Annotated in this window: 17 protein-coding genes; 10 read left to right on the forward strand and 7 right to left on the reverse strand. The window is 62.8% G+C overall.

Annotation, left to right across the window (positions count from 1 at the left end; translation table 11 throughout):
• Nucleotides 1-106: 106 nt before the first annotated feature.
• The 5 genes from NKH29_RS04610 to NKH29_RS04630 all read left to right on the forward strand — a co-directional run bounded on the left by NKH29_RS04610 (nucleotide 107) and on the right by NKH29_RS04630 (nucleotide 7074).
• On the forward strand, nucleotides 107-889 hold the full coding sequence (locus NKH29_RS04610) for a 3-hydroxybutyrate dehydrogenase (protein ID WP_023721008.1): 783 nt from the start codon (nucleotides 107-109) through the stop codon (nucleotides 887-889).
• Between the two features lie 26 nt (nucleotides 890-915).
• Entirely contained in the window at nucleotides 916-2046 is a 1131-nt protein-coding gene (locus NKH29_RS04615) for a patatin-like phospholipase family protein (protein ID WP_023721007.1), read from the forward strand.
• Between the two features lie 379 nt (nucleotides 2047-2425).
• Nucleotides 2426-3637, forward strand: a complete 1212-nt coding sequence (locus NKH29_RS04620; protein ID WP_023721006.1) for an efflux RND transporter periplasmic adaptor subunit — start codon at nucleotides 2426-2428, stop codon at nucleotides 3635-3637.
• 2 nt (nucleotides 3638-3639) lie between these two features.
• Complete coding sequence (locus NKH29_RS04625) at nucleotides 3640-6816, forward strand: efflux RND transporter permease subunit (RefSeq protein WP_352999113.1); 3177 nt, start codon at nucleotides 3640-3642, stop codon at nucleotides 6814-6816.
• A 99-nt stretch (nucleotides 6817-6915) separates the two neighbouring features.
• Entirely contained in the window at nucleotides 6916-7074 is a 159-nt protein-coding gene (locus NKH29_RS04630) for a DUF3309 family protein (protein WP_023678456.1), read from the forward strand.
• A gap of 37 nt (nucleotides 7075-7111) precedes the next feature.
• Here NKH29_RS04630 and NKH29_RS04635 read toward each other — a convergent pair whose 3' ends face one another.
• A complete protein-coding gene (locus NKH29_RS04635) occupies nucleotides 7112-8089 on the reverse strand; it encodes an SDR family oxidoreductase (protein WP_352999114.1) in 978 nt (325 codons plus the stop codon).
• Between the two features lie 94 nt (nucleotides 8090-8183).
• On the opposite strand from NKH29_RS04635, the gene NKH29_RS04640 reads away from it, so the two are divergent.
• Entirely contained in the window at nucleotides 8184-9095 is a 912-nt protein-coding gene (locus tag NKH29_RS04640; protein WP_352999115.1) for a LysR family transcriptional regulator, read from the forward strand.
• Here NKH29_RS04640 and NKH29_RS04645 read toward each other — a convergent pair.
• The 4 genes from NKH29_RS04645 to NKH29_RS04660 form a co-directional block, all read right to left on the reverse strand.
• Nucleotides 9053-10234 carry an MFS transporter gene (locus tag NKH29_RS04645; RefSeq protein ID WP_352999117.1) on the reverse strand — a complete coding sequence of 394 codons (1182 nt, stop codon included), beginning with the start codon at nucleotides 10232-10234 and terminating at the stop codon, nucleotides 9053-9055. The genes NKH29_RS04640 and NKH29_RS04645 overlap by 43 nt on opposite strands.
• Nucleotides 10235-10402: 168 nt before the next feature.
• The gene (locus tag NKH29_RS04650; RefSeq protein ID WP_352480892.1) at nucleotides 10403-10864 is read right to left on the reverse strand and encodes a cupin domain-containing protein; all 462 of its coding nucleotides are present in this window, start codon (nucleotides 10862-10864) and stop codon (nucleotides 10403-10405) included.
• A 165-nt stretch (nucleotides 10865-11029) separates the two neighbouring features.
• A complete protein-coding gene (locus NKH29_RS04655) occupies nucleotides 11030-11338 on the reverse strand; it encodes a DUF1244 domain-containing protein (RefSeq protein ID WP_352999118.1) in 309 nt (102 codons plus the stop codon).
• A 25-nt stretch (nucleotides 11339-11363) separates the two neighbouring features.
• Nucleotides 11364-12161 (reverse strand): N-formylglutamate amidohydrolase, encoded by a 798-nt coding sequence (locus tag NKH29_RS04660; RefSeq protein ID WP_023720999.1) that lies wholly within the window; start codon nucleotides 12159-12161, stop codon nucleotides 11364-11366.
• Between the two features lie 286 nt (nucleotides 12162-12447).
• Between NKH29_RS04660 and NKH29_RS04665 the strand changes: the two genes are divergently transcribed.
• From NKH29_RS04665 to NKH29_RS04675, 3 genes are all read left to right on the forward strand, one after another.
• Nucleotides 12448-12894: a DUF1036 domain-containing protein gene (locus tag NKH29_RS04665; RefSeq protein ID WP_473505739.1), complete on the forward strand. Its 447-nt coding sequence runs from the start codon at nucleotides 12448-12450 to the stop codon at nucleotides 12892-12894.
• On the forward strand, nucleotides 12891-14321 hold the full coding sequence (gene pyk, locus NKH29_RS04670) for a pyruvate kinase (protein WP_352494178.1): 1431 nt from the start codon (nucleotides 12891-12893) through the stop codon (nucleotides 14319-14321). The genes NKH29_RS04665 and pyk overlap by 4 nt, the downstream gene beginning before the upstream one ends.
• Nucleotides 14322-14536: 215 nt before the next feature.
• Entirely contained in the window at nucleotides 14537-15619 is a 1083-nt protein-coding gene (locus NKH29_RS04675) for an NAD(P)H-dependent flavin oxidoreductase (protein ID WP_352494179.1), read from the forward strand.
• A 115-nt stretch (nucleotides 15620-15734) separates the two neighbouring features.
• On the opposite strand, the gene NKH29_RS04680 is transcribed toward NKH29_RS04675, so the two are convergent.
• Both NKH29_RS04680 and ykgO read right to left on the reverse strand, forming a co-directional pair.
• Nucleotides 15735-16334, reverse strand: coding sequence for a tetratricopeptide repeat protein (locus NKH29_RS04680; RefSeq protein WP_023720995.1), 600 nt, complete (start codon nucleotides 16332-16334; stop codon nucleotides 15735-15737).
• Between the two features lie 95 nt (nucleotides 16335-16429).
• Nucleotides 16430-16555: a type B 50S ribosomal protein L36 gene (gene ykgO, locus NKH29_RS04685; protein WP_006327841.1), complete on the reverse strand. Its 126-nt coding sequence runs from the start codon at nucleotides 16553-16555 to the stop codon at nucleotides 16430-16432.
• A 236-nt stretch (nucleotides 16556-16791) separates the two neighbouring features.
• Between ykgO and NKH29_RS04690 the strand changes: the two genes are divergently transcribed.
• Nucleotides 16792-17214: a lysozyme inhibitor LprI family protein gene (locus NKH29_RS04690; RefSeq protein ID WP_023720994.1), complete on the forward strand. Its 423-nt coding sequence runs from the start codon at nucleotides 16792-16794 to the stop codon at nucleotides 17212-17214.
• The last annotated feature ends 59 nt before the right edge of the window (nucleotides 17215-17273 follow it).

Consider the following 17273-nt stretch of genomic DNA (forward strand, 5'->3'; position numbering starts at 1 on the left):
TTCATGTCATTGCTCGACACATCCGCTGTTCTTGGGTGGCAGAGAGCCTATATGCTGCAGTGCAGCATGGTTCCGCGGGAGCCCGCCTCGAAAGGAATAAGCCGCCTTGACCGCCAGAAAAACCGCCATCGTCACCGGTTCCACCTCGGGCATCGGCCTGGCCATTGCCCACGCGCTCGCGGCCGAAGGCTGCAACATCGTCGTCAATTCCTTTTCCGACACCGCCGACGACCACGCCATCGCCGACGCAATTGCGAAACACCACAAGGTCCAGACCGCCTATGTCAAGGCTGACATGTCGAAGCCGGCCGAGTGCCGGGCTCTGGTCATGAAGGCAGCCGAGACATTCGGCTCGGTCGACATCCTGGTCAACAATGCCGGCATCCAGCATGTCGCGCCGGTGGAAAGCTTCCCGATCGAGAAGTGGGATGCGATCATCGCCATCAACCTGTCATCGGCCTTCCACACCATCGCCGCCGCCATCCCGTTGATGAAACAGGCCGGTGGCGGCCGGATCGTCAACGTCGCCTCGGCCCATGGGCTGGTGGCCTCGCCGTTCAAGTCGGCCTATGTCTCGGCCAAGCACGGCATTATGGGCCTGACCAAGACGGTCGCCCTGGAACTGGCGCGCGACAAGATCACCTGCAATGCCATTTGTCCCGGCTATGTGCTGACGCCGCTGGTCGAGGCGCAGATCCCCGACCAGATGAAGGCCAACAAGATGGACCGCGAGACTGTGGTCCGCGAGGTCATGCTCGAAAAGCAGCCGACCAAGGAGTTCGTCACCGTCGAGCAGGTTGCGGCGGCGGCAGTGTTCCTGTGCTCGGATGCGGCAGCGCAGATCAACGGCACGCACATCTCTGTCGATGGCGGCTGGACCGCTCAGTGAGCCGTCCAGCGGTCAAGGGTCGCGCCATGCCGAAAAACGGCAAGGCGGAGGAGCCAAAGAAGATCAACATCGCGCTGCAAGGCGGGGGTTCGCACGGGGCGTTTTCCTGGGGCGTGCTCGATCGGCTGCTCGAGGACGGGCGCCTCGATATAACGGCGGTTTCGGGCACCAGCGCCGGCGCCATGAATGCCGTCGCGCTGGCCGACGGCTTCGTTCGCGGCGGCGTCGAGGGCGCACGGCGGAAACTTGATGATTTCTGGCGTGCGGTGGCGGCAAAGGGCCGCTTCAGCCCAGTGCAGCGCATGCCGTGGGACGTCGCCTGGGGCAATTGGTCGATCGAGAACACGCCCGGCTATTTCCTGTTCGATACGATGTCGCGGGTATTTTCGCCCTATGTCGCCAATCCGCTCGCCATCAATCCGCTGCGCGATGTGGTCGAACGTGAGATCGATTTCGACAATGTGCGCGCCTGCAAGTCGATGGAACTGTTCATTTCCGCGACCAATGTCGAGACCGGCCAGTTGCGTGTCTTCTCGGACGGCGAGATCGACCTCGACACGGTAATGGCGTCGGCCTGCCTGCCGCAATTGTTCCGCGCCGTCGAGATCAAGGGCGTGCCCTATTGGGATGGCGGCTATGGCGGCAACCCGGCACTGTTCCCGTTCTTCAAGACGGCGGCCACTGAGGACGTGCTTTTGGTGCAGATCAATCCGGTGGTCCGCGAAGGGACGCCGAAGAGCGCCAATGAGATCCAGAACCGCATCGACGAGATCACCTTCAATGCCGGGCTGTTGCGCGAATTCCGCTCGATCGCCTTCGTCAAGGAACTGATCGCCGCCGGCCGATTGCCGCACGGCGAATATCGCGACATCCGCATGCACCGCATCGATGCCGACGAAGCGTTCAAGGATCTGTCGGCATCGTCCAAGGTCAATGCCGAATGGGCGTTCCTTGCCTATCTGCGTGACCTCGGCCGCACCGCAGCCAGTGATTGGCTGGAAGAAAATTACGACGCCGTCGGCAAGCGGCCGACGATCGATCTGTCCGGCGAGCTCGACGACGGCTTGAAGCCGGTGCGCGGGCCGGCGCCGGGCCGGCGGGTCAAGGAGTTTCTTGCGGCGCGCAAGCAGCCCGAGGCCGCCCGCCGTCCGGCCTAGAACGATTTACCGTTTCACGGAAACGCCGAACCGCTCTATCTTTTTTGACGCAATTCCGGACGGAAAACCGTTTCACACTTTTCCTGGAATTGTTCTGGCTCCCCCGCAAAGCAGATGACATCGCAATCTGTCCAATCATCCTGACACTTGCTGCCATACCGCTGTTTTGGCGATCAACAGCCGATGCTGCAGCCGCATCTTTGCGGACAAAGCAACAATCCATCAACTTTTCTGACTATATTGCGACGCAACTTTAAGGTAGAAGCGCGCTTCGCCGATCACGGCAATTTGAATACGGCCTCGCGCGCACCCATATCGGCGACGCGCCCCAAGTAGAAGATGCGGCCTGGCCGAACCCCGCGCACTGGAAAAAATGACGATGCCGAAATTCAGGTTTCACAAGCTTGCAGCCATTGTTGTGCTCATCGGGTTCGCCGGCTGGATGGCGACAGGCGAATTCTCGTCCGTCGGCAGCGCGTCCGCCGACAACAAGCCCAAGGCAGGAGAGGTCGAGCAGCCCAAGGCCGCCGACTCAGGCAAGCCCCAAACTGGCGAACAGGGGGCTGCCAAGCCGGGGACTGCCGAGGCAGAACAGCCCAAAGCGGCCTTGCGGACGGTCGCGATCATAACCCCGCCGCGGCGCATCTATGCGCGCGCTATCCGCATTTCCGGACTGACCGAAGCCGACAAGCGCGCGGTCCTGGCGACACGCGTCGCCGGCGTCATCGACAAGCTGCCGGTCAAGCAGGGTCAGCACGTCAAGACCGGCGACCTGATCCTGATGCTTGCCGCCGAGGAAAAAATCTCGGCGGTCGACAACGCCAAGCAGCTTGTCGTGCAACGTGAGGCCGAGCTGGCTGCGGCCCTGCGGTTGATGAAAACCGGCAATCTGCCGACGCTGCAGCTCGATACGGCCCGCTCCAACCTGACGCTGGCCAAGTCGCAACTGGACGCCGCGCAAGCCGAACTCGACCGCAACGAGGTGAAGGCGCCCTTCGACGGTGTCATCGACCGGGTGCCGGTGGAGCTTGGCAGTTCCGTCATGCAGGGCGGCGAGGTGGCGACCATTCTGAAGCTCGATCCGGTGATCGCCCGCGGCGAAGTCAGCGAGCGCGATCTCGGCTATCTGAAGATCGGTGACGAAGCCAATGTGCGCCTGGTCAGTGGCCAGACCGTCAAGGGTACGGTGCGCTACATCAGCCGGGATGCATCTTCGGCAACCCGTACCTTCCGGGTTGAAGTCGCTATCCCCAATGCCGATGGGTCCGTACCGGCCGGCATGACGGCAGAAATTGCGCTCAGCGCCCAGCCGACCGACGCCGTGATGCTGCCGCGATCGGTGGTGACGCTCGGCGACAAGGGCGACCTCGGCATCCGCGCCGTCGACAAGGATGACAAGGTCGTGTTCTTCCCGATCGACCTGGTCGACGACACGCCGACCGGCCTGGTGCTCGGCGGCATTCCGGCCGACGCCCGCATCATCGTCGCTGGCCAGGAGCTGGTGAAGGAAGGCGAAGTGGTCAAGCCGGTCGAGGCCGACCAGGCGACCATTCAAAAGCTGTTGGGCGAAGCGACGACCGGGACGCAGTAATCATGGACATCGTCAAACTTGCAATCAGCAATGCCCGGCTGACCATTGCGGTCCTGGTCTTTCTCATCCTTGCCGGTGCGGTCGCCTACCAGTCGACGCCGAAGGAAGCGGAACCCGACGTTCCGATTCCGATGATGTATGTCAGCCTGATCTATCAGGGCATCTCGCCGGAAGACTCCGAACGCCTCCTGCTGCGGCCGATGGAAGCCAAGCTGAAGAGCCTGAAGGGCCTCAAGGAGATGCGCTCGGCCGCCTTCCAGGGCGGCGGTTATGTGCTGGTCGAATTCCAGCCACAGACGGATCTCGCCACTGCGCTGCAGGACACGCGCAGCAAGGTGCAGGACGGCAAGGCCGACCTGCCGCAAGCGGCTGAGGAGCCCGTGGTCTCCGAGGTCAACATCTCCGAGTTCCCCGTCCTGGTCGTGACGCTGTCGGGCGAGGTGCCCGAGCGCGTGCTGACGGCGGCGGCGCGCGAGCTGCGCGACCGCATCGAGGAAGTGCCTGGCGTGCTCGAGGGCTCATTGCAGGGTGCGCGCGACGACCTCGTCGAAGTGGTCATCGATCCGATGAAACTTTCGTCCTACGGGCTGCAGCTCGACCAGTTGATCGGTGCGGTCGGCGCTTCCAACAGTCTTGTCGCCGCCGGCAACATCGAAGGATCCGAGGGCAAATACGCAGTCAAGGTGCCCTCGCTTATCGAGACACCAGAAGATGTGGCGGCGCTTCCGGTCGTCGCCGGCCCCAACGCGGTGGTGCAGGCCAAGGATATCGCCACCATCCGCTCGACCTTCAAGGACGCCGAGACGGTTACCCGCCTGGACGGCAAGCCGGCGATTGCCATCGAGGTGAAGAAGCGCATCGGCTCCAACCTGATCGATACGATTGGCAAGGTCAGGGAGGTGTCCGACGCCTTCATCAAGACGATGCCGGAGGGCATGCACGTCACCTACACGCAAGACAAGTCCGTCTTCGTGAACCAGTTGCTCGGCGACCTTCAGAACCACGTGATGATCGCCGTCATCCTGGTGTTCATCGTCATTCTCTACGCGCTGTCTGGCCGTGCCTCGCTACTGATCGGATTGGCCATCCCCTCATCCTTCCTGATCGGCATCCTGTTGCTGGCGATGATGGGCTACACGATCAACATGATCGTGCTGTTCAGCCTCATCCTGGCGGTCGGCATGCTGGTCGACGACGCTATCATCGTCACCGAATTCGCCGAGCGACGCATGAGCGAGGGCATGCCGAAGGAAGAGGCGTTCGCGCTTGCGGCCAAGCGCATGGCCGGCCCGGTCATCGCCGCGACGATGACGCGCATTGCCGCCTTCTCGCCGCTGTTGTTCTGGCCGGGCATCATCGGCGATTTCATGAAATACATGCCGATCACGTTGATCGTGACGCTCTCGGCCTCGATGCTCTATGCGCTGGTCTTCGCGCCGACGCTGGGCGCCATATTTGCCAAGGCGCCGGCTCATCACCCCGACGACAATCGCGACGGCTGGTACATGGCCGTGGTCAAGCAGGCGGTGCATTATCCCATCACCGTGCTTGTCCTTACCGTCGCGCTGTTGTTTGGCGTGGGCTACGCCTATTCGAAATTCGGCGCCGGCGTCGAATTCTTCCCGAATGTCGAGCCTGACTACGGCCTGCTCTATGTCCACGCCCGCGGCAATCTTTCGCTTGCCGAAATGGACGCGGCCACCAAGACGGCGGAAAATCGGCTGCTCGGCTGGCCGGGCGTGAAGTCTGTCTATACCCGTGTCGGCAAGACGCAGGGCGGCGGCCAGGACGTTCCGGAAGACGTGGTCGGCGTGATCCAGTACGAATTCGTCGACTGGCGCGAGCGCAAATCGGCGAACTCAATCCTCGACGAACTGCGCGGCGTGATGGCCGGCATTCCCGGTGTCGACGTCGAGGTTCGCGTGCCGGAAGCCGGCCCGCCTACCGGCAAGCCGATCCAGATCAGGCTTTCGGCCGTCGATCCGAAGGGTCTTGACGACAAGGCCCGCGCCGTCGCCGCGCGCATTGCCAAGGTGCCCGGCGTCATCGATATTTCCGATGGCCTGGCGCCGCCCGGCGTCGATTGGGCGCTCGAGGTCGATCGCGCCAAGGCGGCGCAGTACGGCATCAGCCCGACCGCGGTCGGAACGGTGGTCCAACTGGTGACCAACGGGCTGAAGCTCAGCGAGTACCGCCCCGCCGGCGCCGACGATGCCGTCGACATCAGACTGCGCCTGCCCGAGGATCGGCGCACGCTGTCGACGCTCGACGAACTCAGGGTTCAGACCGCGCAAGGCTCGGTGCCGATCTCGAACTTCGTCGTACGCAAGCCGGAGCCGACGGTCGGTATCCTCAATCGCATCGACGGCGCGCGAACGGTGGTCGTCCAGGCCAACGTCGCTGCCGGCGCCCAGGTGGCTGCCGTCCAGCAGGAGGTCACCAAAGCTGTCGCCGACATGAACCTCGGCAGCGGCATTCGCTGGAAGCTTGCCGGTTCCAATGAGGACAGCGCGGAGGCCGGGGCCTTCCTCAGCAAAGCCTTCGGTGCCGCGATCTTCCTGATCTTCATTGTGCTTCTGGCGCAGTTCAACAAGTTCACCAGCGTCTGGCTGGTGCTGTCCTGCGTGGTCATGGCGACGATCGGCGTGTTCCTAGGGCTGCTGCTGACGGGAGAGGCATTCGGCATCGTCATGTCGGGCATCGGTGTCATCGCGCTGGCCGGCGTGGTGGTGAACAACAACATCGTGCTGATCGACACCTATGACCGGTTGCGCGAAGAGGGCTGGGACAAATACGAAGCCGTTCTGCAGACCTGCCGCGAACGTGCCCGCCCGGTGGTGCTGACGGCGGTGTCGGCGATCCTCGGCGTGCTGCCGATCGCTTTCGGCCTCGGCCTCGAAATCTTCCATCACGAGACGACGATCAACGCGCCGTCGACGCAATGGTGGATTTCGCTGTCGTCGGCGATCGTCTTCGGCCTGTCCTTCGCCACCGTGCTGACGCTGGTGGTGACGCCGTCAATGCTGATGGTGTTCACCCGCGCCAAGGTCAAACCCAGTGCGCGTCGGGGCTGGTTCAGTCGCCTGTTCGGGCGCGGCAAGGCCGAGATCTCCTCGGAAGGCCTGGAGGCCGATCTGGGCGCCGAACCGGCGATCGCCTTCCCGAAGGCCGCCGAATAGAGGCTGAATCGCCGTCCTGATCAAGCAAAGGCCGCCCGGGAACAATGGGCGGCCTTCTGCATTGTTCCGTCATTGCAACCTCAAAGCGAGGATTTTCTGATGACGATAAGCACCATTCTCATCATTATCCTTATTCTTATCCTGATTGGCGCGGTTCCGGCGTGGCCGCATTCCCGGTCCTGGGGTTACGGACCATCCGGCATCGTCGGCGTCATCCTGATCGTTGTCCTGGTGCTGCTGTTGATGGGCCGGATCTGACCGCAATCATTGGTCCCCGACAAGCGGCGGATGACCGTCAGGCCATCCGCCTTTTTTCAGATTGCTTCTGCGCTGCCTTCACCGTGGCGATACCGATGTCTTCAAGCGCTTCCGACACTGCATTTTCCAGCGGCGTGTGGGGGATCGCACCGATAATGCCTTCAAGCCCGCCTGAAACCAGCCGGTGCGGCTCGAAGCGGAGATAGGACATCGAAACGATCTCGCGCCACATCGCCACAAACGGGCTGCCGGCACGCAGCACCCACCACGGCATCGACGTCAGTTTCAACGTGCGCCCGAGCGCCTTCTCAGCGGCCGCCTTGATCTCGAGATCGGTCACCGCATGGCCGGGAAAGTTCAGCGCCTCGTAGGAGCCGAGCTTGTCGAGATTGTCGGCCAGTCCGACGAAAGCCTTGGCCAGGTCGGGCAGATAGGCCCATTCATGCACGAGATCGACCGGCCCTGGGGCGGTATAGACGCCCTTGGTCATCTTGGCGGCAACAACCAGATCGAACCACGATCCGCTGCCGGTGCCGCCGAAGAAGTCACCGGCGCGCAGCAGGATGGTGCGCACCCGACCCGCGTCGGCCTCGCGGCGAAACAGGTCTTCCATGGCGACGCGGATGCGGCCCTTTTCCGTCGTCGGGTGAAACGGCGTGTCTTCGGTGATCACCGCCGGTATCGGCGAGCCGTAGTTGTAAACGGTGCCCGGGAAGAGATGCAGCGCGCCGTTCGCCCGGCAGGCGGCCATGACGTTCTCCGCCATCGGCAGGCACTTGCTCCAGTCGGTGTAGAGCGGGCTCAGGCCGTTGAAAATGATATCAATGCCGTCGGTGGCGCGGATCAGCGCCTCGCGGTCGAGCGCATCGCCGGCGATCGCCGTGGCGCCTTCGAGCTCCGCCGGCACCTTGCCGCTGCGGGTGACAGCGCGGACGTGGTAGCCAGCATCGATGAAGGCCTTGGCCACCGTGCGGCCGAGCCGGCCATTGGCGCCGAGAATTGCGATCTTGGTCATTGTTCGTCTCCGTGTTTGCGTTACGACGCCAATGTGATCTCTTCGCTAACGAATGGAAATTGACTAAAGCTGGCGAACTGATATTCAATTTTGAATGGATATCGACTGGAACCTGATCAAGAGTTTCGTCACGGTGGCGGAGACCGGGAGCCTGTCGGCCGCCGCGCGAAAACTTGCCGCAAGCCAGCCGACACTCGGCCGCCACATCGCCGAGCTGGAGCAGGCGCTCGGCGTCACCTTGTTCCGGCGCGGGCGGCGCGGCTATGCGCTCACGGAAGCGGGCAGCACGCTTTTTGAACGGGGCCGCGCGGTGAGCGAGCAGGCGAGCGCATTTTCGCTGCTGGCCCTGGGATCGGTCGAAGCGATCGAGGGCACGGTGCGCATTGCCGCCAGCGAGGTAGTGGCGGCCTATGTGCTACCCGAGATGACGGCGCGGCTCGCCGTCGAGGAACCCGGCATCGAGGTTGAGATCGTCGCTTCGAACCAGGTCGAGAATCTGCTGCGTCGCGACGCCGACATTGCCATCCGCATGGTCAAGCCGGCGCAGAATGAACTGGTCGCGCGCAAGGTGACCGACATTCCGCTCCGCGCCTGCGCGGCAAAATCCTATCTCGACCGGCGTGGCCGTCCGCGCGAGGCCCGCGATCTTGCCGAGCACGATCTGGTCGGCTTTGACCGGAGCGATGAAATCATTCGCGGCTTTGCCCAATTCGGGGTTCCGCTCAACCGCAATGCCTTCCGCTTCAGGACCGACAACCACATAGTTTTGTGGGAGGCACTGCGGGCGGGAAACGGCATCGGCTTTGGCCAGGAGCCGCTGGCAGATCGCGATGCGCTGGTGGAGACAGTGCTGCCGGGGCTCCCGCTGCCGACGCTGCCGGTGTGGCTGGCCATGCACCGCGACGTGCGTACCAGCGTCCGCATCCGCCGCGTCGCGGATTTCCTCTACGAACAGTTCAAGCGCTATTCAGCCGGTGCAGGCTCGGCAGCAAATTCGGCGCGGTGAGCGAGCCCGGCCATCAACAGCACGACTATCAGCAGCCCGGACAGAGCGACGAAGATCGGGCCGAAGCTCGAGTGTTCGGCGATGAAGCCGATCGCCGAAGGCGCCACCAGGATGCCTGAGTAACCCATTGTGGTGACGACGCTCATGCCGGTGCCGGGCGCCATGCCCTCCTGGTTGCCGCCGGCCGAAAAGATGATCGGCACCATATTGGCAATACCCAGGCCGCAAAAGGCAAAGGCGGCAATGGCCAGCCACGGCGAGGGAGCCAGCCCGGCCACCAGCATGCCGGCTGCAGCGGCAAGCGCCGACGCGCGCAGCGTCGTAACGGCACCGAAACGGTTGCGGACGCCATCGCCGAGAAAGCGCATGACGGCCATGACGCCGGAAAAGGCGGCATAGGCCAGGCCTGCGATAGCAAGATCGGCGCCGAGCTCCTGCCTGAGATACAGCGCTGCCCAGTCGAGCACCGCGCCTTCGGAGATCATCGTCAGCAGCGCCATCAGCCCGACCAGATAGACAAGCGGGTTTGCCGGCAGGGCGAATTTGTGATGCTCGGCGACCGGATGCTTGTCCTCGGCGATCAGGTAGCGGATCGCTACCGCGATGACAGCAAAGGCAAGCGCCGTCACCATCGCCGCATGCGCGAGATGACCATAGTTCTGGATGGCGAAACCGCCCAAAGCGCCGCCTGCGAAACCGCCAAGGCTCCAGAAACCGTGCGAGGACGACATGATGGCGCGGGACAGCCGCCGTTCCACCGCCACCGCATTGGCATTCATGGCGACGTCCATGCCGCCGATCGAACCGCCGAAGATGAACATGGCGATGGCCGCCAGGGGCACATTGGGGGCCAGAGCCACGACCAAAAGACCGAAGCTGCCGGCAAGTCCGAACCAGCGCAGCACGGTGCGCGAGCCATGCTTCGAGATCAGATGGCCGCACCAGGTCATGGCGGTGACGGCGCCGGCGCCGAACAACAGGATCAGCAGGCCGAGCGTGAATTTGCTGATGTCCAGCCGGGTCAGGAACACCGGGATCTGCGGCGCCCAGCTGCCGGTCAGGAAGCCGTTGGCGAGGAAGATGCCAGCCACGGCCCAGCGTCCACGAATCGCGATTTGCGTGATTTTCTGCGCGTCCATCGGGTAGAATCCGGTCCGGAAATGGCTTTGCGCGGCAAATTAGATCGATTCAATTCACAGTCAAGCGCTCTTCGCCGAAAGTGCTTGGACCAGACGGCGCCACAAGGCGCCGGTGGACGCTACGTCCTCTCGTGTCGGCCAACCCCTCGGTGGTCCACTCCAAAATCTCTACGGCTCGGGATAAGGCGCGCCATCCTTGTGCACAAACCGGCCGTCGGCGTTGGTGCTCATCATGTCGATGTCGGAGCAGGTGGTTACGTCGGCGGGCCAACGCGAACCAACTTCGAGATAGATCGCAACTGCGCCCGATTTGTTGATCATGTGATGGCCGTTGCCGGAGCCTTTCGGAAAGGCCGCGCAATCACCCGCGCGCAGCACCGTCTCGCCGGCATCTTCGACGAGCGTCAGCTCGCCTTCGAGCACGTAGACGAACTCGTCTTCGTGCGAATGCCAGTGGCGCTGGCTCGACCAGTTGCCCGGCGGCAGGCGCATGAGATTGATGCCGAAGTCGGTGAGCCCGCCGGCGTTGCCCAGCCGCTGCCGCACGCGTTCGGCACAGGGTGCATCGAACGGAGGTGGATAGGATGAGCCCTTGCGTCCGGGTACGTCGGCGACGTCGATCTTAGGCACGGCAGTCCTCCCATTTGGGGCAAAAACCATTCGTGAAGGTCGTTCAGTGCGATGGATTGTGACCCTGGAACGGTTCATCGTTTCACGGAAACGCCGAACCGTTCCATCCTTTTGTCTTGACGCAATTCCGGACGGAAAACCGTTCACACTTTTCCTGGAATTGCTCTAGTGGTCCCTGGGGCGTCTTGCCTCGAACTTGGCCTTCTTGGCATCGGAGGCCTCGATCTGGTTCAGTGCCTGCCACTCGGCATAGGCCATGCCGTAGATGATCTCGCGCGACTGGTCCTTGCTGAGTTCGACACCCTCGGCTTGCGCCGCATCGCGGTACCAGTTGGACAGGCAGTTGCGGCAGAAGCCGGCGAGGTTCATCAGGTCGATGTTCTGCACGTCGGAACGCTCGCGCAGATGCGCGACCAGCCGGCGGAAGGCAGCGGCTTCGAAATCGCGCTTTTGTACGTCGCTGAGTTCGGTCATGGCTTGTTGGCCTCCTTGGCCTCCATCATGCCGGCCCGGTGCGCGAGCCGAATATTTTCACTGCATGTATATCGGCACGTCGATCTATCGCGTCAACGATCGGCGCCAGCCGTTCGGCCCAGGCGAGCGCACCCTTCCGGTCGGCGATCAGGTCCTGGCGGATCTCGATAAGCGCATGGGCAAAGCCGTTGACGATAGCGTGCCTGAACATGGTATCGCCGCGCAGTGCGCCGTCATAGGGTTCGTTGTCGCCGACGACGAGGCTCTTGTCCTCGGCGAGCATGTCGATCAGCGGCCGCGCAACGCGATCGTCGAGATCCCATAATATGCCGACATGCCACGGCCGCACGAAGCCCTGCATGGTCGGTGTGAAGGAATGCACCGAAAAAATGAAGGGCGCCTGCGCCGACGCTTGCGCCACCGAGGCGATCATGGCGCCGACGGCGTCATGATAGGGGCGGTAAAAGCGATCCAGCCGTCTTTCGCGTTCCTCCGGCGCCATGGGATAATTTCCCGGGATGACGGTGCCGTCATAGAGCTGGCGAATCAGCGTTGGATCGTCCTCGCCGCGATTGGGGTCGATCAGCAGTCGCGAAAAATTGGCAAGCACCGCCGGAACGCCGAGCAGACTTGCGAGTTCGCGGGTTACAGTCTCGACGCCGATGTCGTAGGCGATGTGGCGGTCGAACTCCGCCGCGGGCAGGCCGAGGCTGCCATACTCCTCCGGCAGGTCGCGGCGGGCGTGATCGGCCAAAAGCACCATGCCGCGCTTGCGATCGCCTTCGACGATGTCGAAAGGCGCGAAAACTGTGGATCGGGTCATTGGCGGGAAAGGTCTGTTCGCTGGCTTCCGGGGAGGGTGGTATCGTCATTCCACGAAGAGAACGCTCGCGCAATGCCGTTGTTTGGCCACGGTTTCTGCCAAAAAACTGAGCAGGGGCGACCGCAAGCGCGTCAGAGCCTTCTAAATCGATTGGAATTGGATAGATCGGCGCGTTGACATGCGTACGGACTTTTCCGAAAAGGGGCGTTGAGAGATGCAAATGTGGTTCTTGAGGGGTTTCAGGATGGGTTTCGCCGGCAGGCTGCGTGTGCGCCATGCCTTGGCCATGCCGCTCCTGATACCGGCCATGGGCCTTTTTGCGGTGATTTCGGCCTCGCCGGCACGGGCCGATTTCCGGGTCTGCAACGCCACGCAGAACCTGGTCGGTGTCGGCATCGGCTATCGCGCCAAAGCTGGCTGGATCACCGAAGGCTGGTGGCACATCGAAGGGTCGAGCTGCAAGACGCTGATCGAGGGACCGTTGTCATCAAGGTTTTACTATCTTTATGCAGAAGACGCCGAGCGCGGCGGACGCTGGGATGGCCCGATCAACATGTGCGTGGCCGAAAAAGAGTTCAAGATCGCCGGCGTTACCGATTGCGTCGCCCGGGGCTTTCAGCGCGCCGGATTCCAGGAATATGACACGGGCGAGCAGGCAAGCTGGATGGTCCAGCTGACTGACGAGCCCGCAACGGATGGCGCTCCAGCCGCCCCGGGAACAAACAGTCAATGAGACGCAGCCGCAAGGTCAAGATCCTCGCCACCATCGGTCCGGCCTCCTCGTCCGAGGAGATGCTGAAGAAGCTGTTCGAAGCCGGCGCCGACGTGTTCCGCATCAATATGAGCCACACCGACCATGAATTGATGCGTACGCTCGTCGGCCGTATTCGTGCCGTCGAGGAGGCGGTCGGCCGGCCGATCGGCGTTCTCGCCGACCTGCAAGGGCCAAAGCTGCGCGTCGGCAAGTTCGCCAACGGCAAAGAGGTGCTGACCGTCGGTCAGACCTTCACGCTCGACGACAATCCCGAACCCGGCAATTCGACGAGGGTCTACCTGCCGCATCCCGAAATCCTGCGTTCGGTCGAGGCTGGTCATCGCCTGCTGATCGACGACGGCAAGCTCGAGCTCAAGGCGGTCAGCAGCAACGGCAAGGCGATCGTCTGCACCGTCGTCGCCGGCACGATCATTTCCGACAAGAAGGGCGTCAGCCTGCCCGACACCGACCTGCCGGTCGGAGCGCTGACGGAAAAGGACCGCCGGGATCTCGACGCGGTTCTGGCGACCGGCGTCGACTGGGTGGCACTGTCCTTCGTGCAGCGGCCCGAGGACCTGGCCGAAGCACGCAAGATCGCACGCGGCCGGGCGCTGATCATGGCCAAGATCGAAAAGCCGCAGGCCGTCGCCCGGCTGGCCGAGATCATTGAACTTTCGGATGCGCTGATGGTTGCCCGCGGCGATCTCGGCGTCGAGATGCCGCTCGAAGCCGTGCCTGGCATCCAGAAGCAGATCACCCGCGCCGCGCGCCGTGCCGGCAAGCCGGTGGTGGTCGCCACGCAGATGCTGGAATCGATGATCACCGCGCCGGTGCCGACACGCGCCGAGGTGTCGGACGTTTCGATCGCCGTGTTTGAAGGCGCCGACGCGATAATGCTTTCGGCGGAGTCCGCCGCCGGCGCCTATCCGGTCGAGGCGGTGGCGATGATGAACCGGATCGCCACCAAGGTCGAAACCGACCCGACCTATGCCGGCATCATCAACGCGCAGCGCTCGGAACCGGAAGCGACGGGAGCCGACGCCATCTCGCTCGCCGCCCGCGAAATAGCCGAGACGCTTAAGCTGTCGGCGATCATCACCTATACCGCGTCCGGCACAACCGGCTTGCGCGCCGCGCGCGAGCGGCCGCAAGTGCCGATCGTGGCGCTGTCGCCGATCCTCAACACGGCGCGGCGGCTGTCGCTGCTGTGGGGCACGCATTGCGTCGTTTCTCCCGATGCCATCGACCTCGACGACATGGTCGATCGCGCCTGCCGCATCGCTTTGGACGAAGGCTTCGGCAAGCCCGGCGACCGCGTCATCATCACGGCCGGCGTGCCGCTGAGGACGCCGGGCTCGACCAACATGCTGCGCATCGCCTATGTCGGATCGGAAGTCGGCCGCTAATGTCGGCTGCGGCTGCCGGATGGGCCGGCTGCATGGCGCGTCGTAAACGCGGCGCCAGTCCGGCGCATCGACCGCAGTCGGGTTAGGATCGACGCCGAACTCCGCCAGCTTGCATCAGCCTGTGGCCGGCCGTGAAGCGGTTCGAAGGCCCTATCCGACTTGAGCTGGAAGTCAGTTAAGGTAATCTCTCCTGGGAGAAAGAGGAGGGTGATCCAATGTGGATGCGCACTGATCTTCTGGAACTCCTCGGCATTGAACACCCGATAATCCAGGCGCCGATGAGCGGCATCACCACGCCGGAACTCGCGGCGGCAGTCAGCAATGCCGGGGCGCTTGGCTCGCTCGGATGCGGCATTCTGCCTGCGGCGGCTATCCGCGAGCAGCTCACGGCGACACAGCACGCCACCAATCGTCCGATCAACGTCAACTTCTTTGCGCACCCGGCGCCGGCACGCGATGATGCGGCAGCTCAAAGTATGCGAGACCGCCTTCGCGGCTGCTATGAGGAGGTCGGCCTCGGACCGGTGCCCGAGCCGGGCGAACCCTTCCCCACCTTCGATCGTGAGCGTCTCGAAATTGTGCTCGAGCTTCGCCCGAAGGTGGTCAGCTTCCACTTCGGCCTACCCGACACCGCAATTGTGCAGCAGTTGAAAGCCGGCGGCTGTATTGTCCTGTGTTCGGCTACCACCGTCTCGGAAGCGCGCCAGCTTGAGGCAGGAGGGGTGGACGCCATTATCGCGCAGGGATACGAGGCGGGTGGGCATCGCGGCACATTCACTGGCGACCCTGCTATCGGCACAGCCGGCACTATGGCCCTCGTACCACAGATTGTTGATGCCGTGCGGGTGCCTGTAATTGCTGCCGGCGGTATCTTCGACGGTCGCGGCATTGCTGCCAGCTTTGCACTTGGTGCATCTGGTGTGCAGATCGGCACGGCTTTCCTGGCCTGTCCTGAAGCCAATGTGCAGCCAGTCTATCGCGTAGCATTGCGCTCGGCCAACGACGAGAGCACGTCGGTGACTCGCTGCTTCACTGGCCGCCCAGCGCGCGTGGTGCGCAACCGGTTTGTGATGGAAATGGCTGGTGAGGAAGATGCTGCGCTGGCGTTTCCGCTACAGGCGAGTCTGGTCATGCCGCTTTCAATGGCAAAGGATGAAAGCAAGCGGGCTGACTTCTTGCCTATTTGGGCCGGGCAGGGCGTTGCGAAGCTGCGGGAGATGCCGGCCGCCGCCCTTGTGGAGAAACTCGTCACGGAAGCAAGCGGCATAGATCGGGCCGATAGGGGAGTAGGGGAGTAGGGGAGTAGGGGAGTAGGGGAGTAGGGGAGTAGGGGAGTAGGGGAGTAGGGGATGTGTTCCAGAGTGCATCTACACCACTCACATACTGCCTTACTCCCCTATTCCCTTACTGGTCTCAAATGCCTTCGCCGGCAAGCTCTTCGGAAAGTGCGGCGACCTGGTCCTGGGCGCTGCGCATCATCGGATAGATGCCGAGAACGCGCTGCCAGGCCTCGAGCGCCGACTGCTTGTGGCCGGTTTCGGCCATGATCTGGGCCAGGCCGGAAAGCGCGCCGAAATGGCGTGGTTCGAGCTGCAGGGTACGGTCGATGTCCGACATCGACTTCCCGTAGTTCTTCATCATGAAATGAACCGTGGCGCGCCGGTTCCAGCCTTCCGCATAGGTCGGCTGCAGGGTTACCACCTGATCGAGGAAATCGAGCGCAACATCGAATTTCTGGTTTTCAGTCGCCTTTTGCGACCATTGCATCATCAGGTCGATCGAGGCACTGCCCGACTGGGACCACTCGCTGCCGATGCGCCCGGCGATGCGCTCGGCCGCCTTTTCGTTGCGTTCGCGCTTGAGATCGGCAAACAGCTGATCGAGCCGCGCCTGTTTCGTCATCACAACCGGAGGTGCTGTCGGCCGATTTGCTGTCGGATCTTCAGCCCACGCCGGCAGCGAGACAGCGCTGGAAACGAAGAAAGCCGTGAAAAATGCAAAAAGAATCCGCATCGCGGGAATCTAGCCCCCGACGCCGGATCGTCAAACTGAATTTAGCGTGAGAGGCGTATCATGCGCACGGAGGCACGCAGCCTCCGGTCAAAAACTCAACCCTGGCGCGCCTTGTAGCGCGGAGCGGTCTTGTTGATGATGTAGACGCGGCCCTTGCGACGAACCAGCTGGTTGTCGCGGTGACGCGCCTTCAACGCCTTGAGCGAATTCTTGATCTTCATGGTCTTGCCCGTCGGTCTGGGCCCGGTCCCGGGCCGAACTATTAAGGCGCGCCCACAGACGCGCCTTTGAACTGTGCGTGGCTCATAGACGAGGAGCCTTGCCCGTGTCAACCGCAAGCGCGTTGCCTAAACGATACGGACCGTTTCGTATCATCGAAATACCCGCCAACGGCGCCTTGCGGCATTGCGCGGGCTTGAGACGGCTGGAATGATGCGGTTGCGAATTGGAGATCACCATGCGCCGAATTCTTGTGTCCGCCTGTCTTGCCGTCCTTGCGGCAGGTTCTGTTGCCCATGCGCAGGAATGCGACCGCAACGACGACAGCCAGCAGATGATGAACATCTGCGCCGACGCGGACTACAAATCCGCCGACGCCAAACTCAACAAGGCCTACCAGGAGCTCATCAGCGCAAGCGATGCAAAAGCCAGGAAGCTGTTGCAGACGGCGCAGCGCGCGTGGATCGCCTTTCGCGACGCGGAATGCAGCTATTCCGCCGCGGACAGCGAAGGCGGCTCGATCTATCCGATGCTGATATCGGAATGCCTGACGCGGCTGACCGACGACCGCACCAAACAGCTCACCGCCGATTCGACCTGCGCGGAAGGCGATGTGAGCTGCGCCAGCCCCGACGAGGACGAGAGCGGCGACATCCAGTAAGCGTAGGTTCTAACTTTTGTTTGAGCATGATCGTTCCCGAAAACCGGATTCCACTTTTC

Source organism: Mesorhizobium sp. M1295 (assembly GCF_040318135.1).
Taxonomy (GTDB): Bacteria; Pseudomonadota; Alphaproteobacteria; order Rhizobiales; family Rhizobiaceae; genus Mesorhizobium.

Bases quoted from the DNA above. Each gene is read 5' to 3' on its own strand.
- NKH29_RS04615 (WP_023721007.1), top strand. From the start codon at position 916: ATGCCGAAAAACGGCAAGGCGGAGGAGCCAAAGAAGATCAACATCGCG.
- NKH29_RS04620 (WP_023721006.1), top strand. From the start codon at position 2,426: ATGCCGAAATTCAGGTTTCACAAGCTTGCAGCCATTGTTGTGCTCATC.
- NKH29_RS04625 (WP_352999113.1), top strand. From the start codon at position 3,640: ATGGACATCGTCAAACTTGCAATCAGCAATGCCCGGCTGACCATTGCG.
- NKH29_RS04630 (WP_023678456.1), top strand. From the start codon at position 6,916: ATGACGATAAGCACCATTCTCATCATTATCCTTATTCTTATCCTGATT.
- NKH29_RS04635 (WP_352999114.1), bottom strand. From the start codon at position 8,089: ATGACCAAGATCGCAATTCTCGGCGCCAATGGCCGGCTCGGCCGCACG.
- NKH29_RS04640 (WP_352999115.1), top strand. From the start codon at position 8,184: ATGGATATCGACTGGAACCTGATCAAGAGTTTCGTCACGGTGGCGGAG.
- NKH29_RS04645 (WP_352999117.1), bottom strand. From the start codon at position 10,234: ATGGACGCGCAGAAAATCACGCAAATCGCGATTCGTGGACGCTGGGCC.
- NKH29_RS04655 (WP_352999118.1), bottom strand. From the start codon at position 11,338: ATGACCGAACTCAGCGACGTACAAAAGCGCGATTTCGAAGCCGCTGCC.
- NKH29_RS04660 (WP_023720999.1), bottom strand. From the start codon at position 12,161: ATGACCCGATCCACAGTTTTCGCGCCTTTCGACATCGTCGAAGGCGAT.
- NKH29_RS04665 (WP_473505739.1), top strand. From the start codon at position 12,448: ATGCCGCTCCTGATACCGGCCATGGGCCTTTTTGCGGTGATTTCGGCC.
- pyk (WP_352494178.1), top strand. From the start codon at position 12,891: ATGAGACGCAGCCGCAAGGTCAAGATCCTCGCCACCATCGGTCCGGCC.
- NKH29_RS04675 (WP_352494179.1), top strand. From the start codon at position 14,537: ATGTGGATGCGCACTGATCTTCTGGAACTCCTCGGCATTGAACACCCG.
- NKH29_RS04680 (WP_023720995.1), bottom strand. From the start codon at position 16,334: ATGCGGATTCTTTTTGCATTTTTCACGGCTTTCTTCGTTTCCAGCGCT.
- ykgO (WP_006327841.1), bottom strand. From the start codon at position 16,555: ATGAAGATCAAGAATTCGCTCAAGGCGTTGAAGGCGCGTCACCGCGAC.
- NKH29_RS04690 (WP_023720994.1), top strand. From the start codon at position 16,792: ATGCGCCGAATTCTTGTGTCCGCCTGTCTTGCCGTCCTTGCGGCAGGT.